The sequence below is a fragment of the Bacillus sp. JJ1474 genome, from assembly GCF_036965225.1.
In the GTDB taxonomy this organism is placed as follows: domain Bacteria; phylum Bacillota; class Bacilli; order Bacillales; family Cytobacillaceae; genus Cytobacillus.
In genome coordinates this window covers 26340-34700 of record NZ_JBALPC010000077.1, presented here as the reverse complement: position 1 = coordinate 34700, position 8361 = coordinate 26340, and the positions used below count along the sequence as shown (strand labels likewise).

The 8361-nt window shown below is 42.7% G+C and carries 5 protein-coding genes and 1 pseudogene; 1 reads left to right on the top strand and 5 read right to left on the bottom strand.

All coding sequences use genetic code 11. The features are described 5' to 3' along the window. Positions 1-182 precede the first annotated feature (182 nt). The 4 genes and pseudogenes from V7164_RS11425 to V7164_RS25690 all read right to left on the bottom strand — a co-directional run. Positions 183-596: an ester cyclase gene (locus V7164_RS11425; RefSeq protein WP_310196776.1), complete on the bottom strand. Its 414-nt coding sequence runs from the start codon at positions 594-596 to the stop codon at positions 183-185. A 283-nt stretch (positions 597-879) separates the two neighbouring features. Continuing rightward, the gene (locus V7164_RS11420) at positions 880-3120 is read right to left on the bottom strand and encodes a patatin-like phospholipase family protein (RefSeq protein WP_335354122.1); all 2241 of its coding nucleotides are present in this window, start codon (positions 3118-3120) and stop codon (positions 880-882) included. 305 nt (positions 3121-3425) lie between these two features. Continuing rightward, positions 3426-4757: a hypothetical protein gene (locus V7164_RS11415; protein ID WP_335354121.1), complete on the bottom strand. Its 1332-nt coding sequence runs from the start codon at positions 4755-4757 to the stop codon at positions 3426-3428. A 291-nt stretch (positions 4758-5048) separates the two neighbouring features. Then, positions 5049-5417: pseudogene (locus tag V7164_RS25690) on the bottom strand (ATP-binding protein); the annotation flags it as partial. A 427-nt stretch (positions 5418-5844) separates the two neighbouring features. Between V7164_RS25690 and V7164_RS11410 the strand changes: the two are divergent. Further along, a complete protein-coding gene (locus V7164_RS11410; protein ID WP_335354120.1) occupies positions 5845-6642 on the top strand; it encodes an SDR family NAD(P)-dependent oxidoreductase in 798 nt (265 codons plus the stop codon). Between the two features lie 890 nt (positions 6643-7532). Here V7164_RS11410 and V7164_RS11405 read toward each other — a convergent pair. Then, on the bottom strand, positions 7533-8081 hold the full coding sequence (locus tag V7164_RS11405; protein WP_335345807.1) for a hypothetical protein: 549 nt from the start codon (positions 8079-8081) through the stop codon (positions 7533-7535). Positions 8082-8361: the final 280 nt, after the last annotated feature.

The following is an 8361-nucleotide window of genomic DNA, read 5'->3' as shown; positions in this document are numbered from 1 at the left end:
GAGTCAATAGGCGGAATCTCTCCGTCTATTTAAGCTATTTTTGATTTTAATTACTAATTAAGAGGATTTTTTCCGACTATTTATCTGACCGGGTGCTTAACCTGATCCCCAACCAATAGGGAAGACTTTCAGGTTAGGCAGGTCGTAGATCTTCCAATGATTAAGCCGCTATTTGCCAATTATTAAACTGAAATGACGCCGAGCTGCTTCATTAAGCCCAGATCATCCCTATGCAGCCATACTTCGGCAATCTTCCCGTTCTCCAAGCGAAAAATATGAACGTTTTGTATAACCACTGACTTCCCTGTTGCAGGGATGTTCAGCATCTGGCCTTTGTGCGTCCCGGTAAAGGTAGTCTGGACTACTACTTTATCGGCTTCCTCAATAACTTGCCCCAACTGGAAATGCAAATCTGGGAAAGCGGAAAGATACATTTTCGTCATTTCGATTGCCTGCTCTAACGTCATATACTCCTCTCCACCTGCATGATGTATCACAAATTTCGGATGAATAATCTCTCCTATCTGATCAAAGTTCGCGTTGTTGTGAACTTCATCAAAATAAATACGTATGAGTTCCGTATGACTTGTTGACATTAGAATTCCTCCCTCTTCACCGTAACCAACAGATTACAACCACTTATTTTTATCACGGGGCCTCGCTGCAAACATTAAAGAAACATCTAGTAATGTAATTCCTCTACATTAAGCAATCTTTTCATAGTTTCTGGATTGTAATCATTGCTTAACCTGCTTGCGCGAAGCCCCGTCATCCCATTCCAGATTAACTACTCAAGCTTTGACTCCCATATTTTTAGGTTGGATATAAAAGATTTTAAAAAGCAATGCGATAAATCCTTTTAATTTATGAGTTCAAAATTTAACTTTTGGTTGCCCAAACGCGTCTGCCGTCAGGTCGGATTATCACCACAATACCATCGTCCTGGACAACCAGCCGGCTGCCAGGGTGCGTCCATGTATCAGATGACCAGATAGCTTTATTGGCTGCATCATAGATTACCAGATTGCCGTCCCCTTGCATGATGCATACTCCACCAGGACCACCTGTTCTTGAAGACCAGATTACCTCCGGCTTTCCATTGATAGTTTGTGGCGGATTCGCAATGTTGCAGGCGCGTAGTTCGGCGTTGGCCTGACTAATCTGTGTGTTCAGATTACGAGTTATGACCGCTAGAGCAGGACCTCTGATTCCTCCTAGTTCACCCTGAAGATCTTTTAGCTCCATCTCTAGTTCCTTTATCTTGTTATCTATGAGCTTGCACTGCGGAGCGAGGGCAACTATAACTTTATTGTTTTTATAGAGCACTAGATTCCCATCACTCTGAAAGACGAAAGTATACATTCCGTTTGCTGATTGTATAGGCCGATCAATCGCAAGTACCTCCCCTGCCAGCATATCATTCCCTTCTGCAGCGGGACCTGACTGGAGCAGCCAAAGCCCATGAATAGGCTTCCATGGATGTCGTTCCCAATCACTCCACCAGCTTTCTGCCTCAGAAGGGACTAATCCACCCGCCTGCTTCCGTTCCTGCACGATGTCCTTAAGCGTATTCTTGAGGGCACGGACCTCTAGCAATGCCTGCAAATCAGGTTTCATAGTCGGCGCGGGATGCACTGGGCAACCACTGTCATCATATTTCAGGAGGAAACCATTGGCTGCGTATTCCAGCTCCCAAATGGCCAATCGGGTCCGAACAATCAAGCTAGTGCGACGTTGATCGGCGTACTCCTCTGTAAGCTGTCGATACTCCATCGGTTTTCGCTCCTTAGCCTGCAAAGTATCATCCGCCCGCATGTAACCATGCGCCATCCGGATATCAATTAGGCCAGGGTCAATGGTCATGATGTCGTGGATGTCGAAGTTAGGCTGAATAATGGTCACATTCACACCCCAGCCACGCGGTGGGTCTATCTCGTTCAGAACAGTCTCGTCCGTCATAATGTCACTAGCAGCACGGTTCGCCACATCGAGGATATTAGCCTCCCCCACATTAAATGACGAAAGAAGCTTACCAGTCGCAGCACTACGAGCTCTGTCCACCTTGCTATTGGAGGCTAAAATCGCGTAAACGTCGGTGGCTCCTGACTGAATAGCGACTTGGATAGGAACGATTTCCCGCACACCACCGTCTACGTAGTTCTCTTTGCCGAGCAAAACTGGCGGAAAGGCTAAAGGAATCGAAGCAGAAGCAATCGTGCCTGTTATTAGACTGACACGTAACGGGCTGGGCTTTGTCGGCGGCGGATAGGTGACTTTGCAATTACTCAGTTCGCTGGTCAGTCTAGGAATTTCTGAGTTGAGTTCACGCATTTTTTTGACAATTGCTGGTTTTCCGTTCACTGACTCTTGCAGTAGAGCCTGAAAGTTGTCGGCCTCTTTCTTCAGTTCCTCAATCTTCAGAGCGATGCTTTGGCATTGTGGAGAAAGGGCGGCCAACGGTGCCAGAACTGGCGTGGTGTTGTCGCGTTCTAACATTTCTCCTGTTTCAGTCACATAGCGCAGAGCCCCACTCTCTAATGCTACTGTCGCTAGGCGCAACTTAATACCACTCTTTTGCACCTTTTCCAAATCGAGCTTGGACCGGTCGCTCAGCTTGGCAATAATAGGCCCAAGATTATAGAGCGAACGTGAACTGCCTTTCACTACTTTACCGAGTTCATCTTTAACATATCCTATATCTCCGATAGCCTCTAGCATTTCCCAGGTGTATACAATATGATCGAAGAAGTTGTTCGGTTTCTTTTTCAAAAAAGCAGCGAGCTTCGAGTTCTGGATATTCGCCAACCAGTCTGCCTCTCTCCACATATCAGAGTTGTTTTGCATATCACGCCAGAGTTTGATCAGCCCATTAAGACCTCGATTGGGGTCCCCTATTGGAGCGAAGTACTCTTTTCGAGGGGTGCCCCCTTTTAGAATGGGCTCCCCTTCTCGAGCGGAGTATTCTTCTCCCTCAGCCAGCTTAATCGCGTTGATTGAACCAACTGAACATCCAGCTAAGATGGCAGGCTTAATTTTTTTTTCCTCGTAAAGATAACGGACTGCGCCAACCTGGAAGTTACCTCGTGCCCCTCCACCACTAAACACAATTCCAACAGTCATAATCTCTCCTCCATATCTATTTATTAGCCCCCCGGCATACGCTGAGGTAGATCGAACAAGATTTTCTTGAGCCTTATGACAAGGCTTATACAAAAGGTATTTAATGAACTAACGAAATATACGTTATCAAATTGAGAAACGACACTTCATTAAGCCATAGCCTGTCATTCTGGCGAGAGATAAAAGTCAGTAGGTATTTAAATAAGCTCACCAAACAATCCAGATGTTTCCATACTGGATGGATTAGCGGTTTCACTTTTTCCAAGAAAGAAACATGTTGGTGTGCTGCACATTTAGTTACTTAATCACGATCCTTCACGGACTAATACTTGATATAGGAGCTCTAATGCTTTATTCAAATGCCGATAATAAGTGGCCGTTGATAAATTTAAGCTTTTAGCTGCTCGTTCAAGCGGTCGAACTCCTTCTATATAAGTAGTGGTTAACAACTTACCCAACATTTCTTCTTGCTCGTTGCCTTCGGTTAAGCAACGGATCGCTTCACCTAAATCATTCTTTGCATTATAACCTGCTTTCTCGCCTGAAATGTCTGGTGCCAATCGATGCGGAAACAATCTACCGTAAGTCTGGATTAATAAAGGTTTGCTGGGAAGAACAGCCCAATGCTTCAAGATGTCTTTGAGCTCCTGAATGTATGGCTCCGCTTTCATTAAAGTGGAAGCTACTGCCGTAGAACGCTGGTTAACGGATCTATCCAGCTTTGTGATGAAGTCCTCTTTTCTTAAATCGAGCACGTAAGCCTGATAATCAGTACCGAGTTCAATGGTTGTATCCGCCCAGGCTGCACGTTCAAATCCGCAAAGCTTAAATACGGGAAACCACTCTCTCCAGGAAGTTAAGGCCAAGATCCACTCGGGGCTGCAGTAATGATTGAGTAAAGTGTGGATGAAATAAGATCGATACCGCCACTCAAGCTGGGGATCGATTCCTACTAACGCTATTAAATAGGCATTCGGGATGGGCTCCCATCCGTTGATGAACGGTTGTAACAGGGGGTCACTTTTTATTTCCTTTATGACTTGTTCATCGTGTAGGGGGATTTTGCCGAAAAAAGCTACAATGTTATCGTTTCTCCATATCGTAATAAAGGCGGAAGGTGCAACTTCCCATAGTTTGCTTATCCGATTTACTAGCGGCAGCAAGTCGACACGAGAAGTAGAAGTAAATTGGTGTGATTTGATGTATAAATCTCGGATAACCGGTAGGTCGCATTCTCGACATTGGCGAACTTCCATATCGTCCATATGTCCATAAAAACAAAGCGTACGAACGAGCGGGTGCTCGTGTAAATTTAGTTTATCCAAAGGCGGCCTCTGACCCAGAAGCGGATTCAAACTTTCTTCCATACGAATATACTGCAGCGCTTTGGATCGCATTTGTTCGTAGGTATTTGGCTTACGAAGCATGAAATCTTCCAGCGTCCATGCTCTGACAGCGTCATGAAGCATCCAGCCATCTTCCTTCATGATTACGAATGGCATTCCGACGAACTGACGAAACGCATCTGCCTCCAGCCCCGTGTCCATGATCGCTTCAAGTCTTTCTTCATTGAATCTCCAATAAACAGATGCAGCCTCGAGCATCCGATGCACAAAGGGAGGTTGCCCAAGTAGCATTTCACTCATCAGGACGGATATGAGTTGGAATTGTTTGTCGCGTTCCAACCGCCTGAGGTCATTGCCCATTAGTATCGTTTCTGCGGCAAGAACCATTGCGAGCGGTACGCCCCTGGAAAAACGAAAAAGCTCAGTGTGACTGTCAATATCGGTAAGTCCACACTCCTTTGCGTATGACCCCACCTCGGTAAGGGTTAGCGCTTGAAGCTGAGTCATATGAATTCGGCCGGTCCATTCAGAACGCAGCCAGCTACCAGTGAGCAAATTACGGCCAGCCGTAACGATCTGAAACGACGCATCCAACGAGTTAAGCCAATTCAAAAACCAATAGGAGATAGAATGACAATGGTCGAATTCATCAATAACGATAACTGCGTGGTTGCCTAAAGAACGCGAACGCCGGTTCATACAGCGGGCAATCCCTTCCGAATCCTCAGTAAAGTAGGATTCGCCAGCGTTACGAAGTTGTGCAGCTAACTGTACCAGAACATCCTCCTTCTGTTGGATCACTTTACTTCCGTCTACGTAATAGAAATGATATCCTTCTGTTTCCGTCATGAATCGCCGAAGAAGCGTAGATTTTCCAATGCCGCTTTGTCCATATATATGAAGCCAGCGCCACAACCAATCTCCTTTCACGTGTTGCCGCAACAGATCCATTTCATGTACACGGCCGACAAAACATGCCCACCCCAATTGAAATGTTTCCCCATATGACATTTGATCCCCCCTATAGACTACTAATTATTTTCAGTATATACAATCTAGTCTGAAATCTCATCATATTATTGAGAGTAGATTGAGAGTATGTTGAGACGCAATTCTATTATAAACACCTTCATTATTTAGGTAAGCTCTAACAATTCCTATTTTACATTCATCATCATATGTAGCTATAGAAAACACCCCCGAGAGTAAGAGTTTTTGGTCTAACTTTTGGGGGGCGTTTCACTTATGATACGGTTCTCCAACATGTATTAAATTGAGGTTTTTACTACCCTAGAAATCTAAATAAGTAGAATTTCATATACCCTTACATATGTATATTTGATGGGTTCATTATTAATTAAAAGTATGGAGGAATGGTATGAAAGTATTAAATAAAGTCATGGTCGTAACAGGGGCTGGTGGAGGGATTGGGAGAGAGCTTGTTTTCCAACTCTTGGAAAGGGGAGCTAAAGTCGCGGCCATCCTCAACAAATCCGGGCTAGAGGAAATAAAATCATTAGCTACAGTCTATGATGGCAAGATTTCAATACACATTGCTAATTTAACCAACAGAGATGATGTGGAAAGGCTTCCAGAGGAAATCATCGCCGTTCACGGATGCATAGATGGGATTATTAATAATGCGGGAATAATTCAGCAATTCCATAGTGTGAATGATCTTGACTATGAACAAATTCAAAGGGTTATGGATGTAAACTTTTACGGTACGCTCTTTATGTGTAAATCGTTCTTACCACACCTTTTAAAACGACCAGAGGCTCACATTACAAATGTTTCGAGCATGGGTGGATTTCTTCCTGTGCCACATCAATCGATTTACACAGCTTCAAAAGCAGCTGTCAAAATGTTAACAGAAGGTCTTCATTTAGAACTAAGAGATACCAATGTAGGCGTAACAGTCGTCTTTCCTGGTGGAGTCGACACTAACATCGTCCAAAATGCTGGAATTCAAATAGAAAGTGCTGGCAACCATTCATATAAGTTGCTCAGCCCAAATAAAGCAGCTGCAATCATTATTAAAGGCATGGAAAGTAAAAAATTCCGAGTATTAGCCGGAAATGATGCAAAAATAATGGACTTTTTATATCGTTTAAATCCAAAAAAAGCTGTGGACATCATTGCTAAAAAGATAAAAATACTTGAGAAAAAAGAATGACCCTCCAGCTAGGCTTGTCAAATAGAGTGTGTAAATTTTTGGTGAAAACCTTTGAGAACCTAATTTTTTTTCTGATTAATAGGTAAGCGTCAAATCCAACCCACCGTCAACGGCACCTTCACCATGAGAACGTAGAGGTAATCGAATTGAGGAGGTTGCCTCTATGTCAACGAAAGAACAACCCCGCCAACTATGGGCCGAGCGTATTGTCGAGTTTCGCGCCAGCGGAATGACGATGGCTGCTTGGTGCTCCGCTCCCTAATGCTCCATTGATCAGTTAAAATACTGGCTTAACAAAGCCAGTCGAACATTCTCACCCGTTATACCTTCCACCTCGCCGGTTTGGGCACCTCTTGCTGTCGTCGATGCTAGGTCTACCTCCGGCCCCTCTCTTGTCGTTCGTATCGGAAAGAACTTGAATAAAAAAAATTCTAACATCCCCATCTCAAGGGAATTTGTTCAGTCAATACAAAAACCTCATTTACTTATGATACAGTTCACCGTATCTATTTTAAGTGCGGTTTTTTTTATTTTATTTCGCTCTTTTTAGTCGTTCTTTCTTAAGGCTAAAAAAAATTAAACAATTAAATATGATTAATCTGTCTCCACGTACGGACCAATCCATCCACAATTGGTTCAATAACAAGCTTATCGGTATCATAGCTTAAATGGCTTAATGGATTCCAACTTGTTAGTATATTACCTACATTTACTTCCCTATCTTCGTTATCAGCGATATCATAATTTTCATCTACAGGCTTTAATGGAAAACCTAAAACATCATTTTTGTTGTAAAAGTTGATCCATTCACCTTGTAATCCAGGATAGTAGCTTTGGAGGTTTTTAGAAGGAATATTAATTGGACGGTTAAAATTAAAATAACGTAAACTCTATAGTGGGAGAGTTGTACCCATTGTATAAAATAAGGTTAACGTATCGCCTGTTTCCAAAGGAGAGGATTCGTTGATAATCGAAGTGACATCATCTTGTTTAAATTGTAAATCATAAAAGTAATTACTCGCCATTACAGAACCCAGACTATGTGAAATGATACATAAAGGTGCATCATCTCCAGCCTTTTCAGAAAGTAAGTTAAGACCTTCCCCTATTTTCTCATGTACTTTCTCATAATTTTGCCTTGCAGTCTCCACCGGTTGATAGGCAACGGCATCGCCTAAATAATTGATAAGGAAATTCCTTAGTCCTTGATAATTTAATTTATTGTCCAGAACCAATTTTTTAAACAGATTTTCCTTTCTGTCTTTAAAAACAGTTGTCCTTAGGACCGGTTGGATGACTAGCTGGGAAGCAGGATCTTCAACTAGATGCTTCATTTTTTCAGTGAATTTTTTATGAATCTTGGCTATTGTTTCCTTAGCAAAACCCTCTGTTTGATTTCCCATTCCATGAATAATTGCTACAGCTACTTTTTTATACATTGTCATCTTCCTCTATTATAAAATATGCTATTCGTTATATGACAATATATTCAAAATTGGTAGATTCGAAAGGACACTTTCACTACTCTTGTAAAATTTCCCCTCTGCCGAGCATAAAAGTACAGAGGAAGAGATGAGCTCTAAGTAACAAAAGGGAAATTTTCCAAGGATGCACCATTAAAAAACACCCCCCAATAGTTAGTTGTGTCTAACAATCGGGTGCAGTTTTCTCTCGGAAACTATTTTTAAGACTGTATCCCTTTTTATTTGGCTTTTGTAA

Bases quoted from the DNA above. Each gene is read 5' to 3' on its own strand.
- V7164_RS11425 (WP_310196776.1), bottom strand. From the start codon at position 596: ATGTCAACAAGTCATACGGAACTCATACGTATTTATTTTGATGAAGTT.
- V7164_RS11420 (WP_335354122.1), bottom strand. From the start codon at position 3,120: ATGACTGTTGGAATTGTGTTTAGTGGTGGAGGGGCACGAGGTAACTTC.
- V7164_RS11415 (WP_335354121.1), bottom strand. From the start codon at position 4,757: ATGCTACTTGGGCAACCTCCCTTTGTGCATCGGATGCTCGAGGCTGCA.
- V7164_RS11410 (WP_335354120.1), top strand. From the start codon at position 5,845: ATGAAAGTATTAAATAAAGTCATGGTCGTAACAGGGGCTGGTGGAGGG.
- V7164_RS11405 (WP_335345807.1), bottom strand. From the start codon at position 8,081: ATGTATAAAAAAGTAGCTGTAGCAATTATTCATGGAATGGGAAATCAA.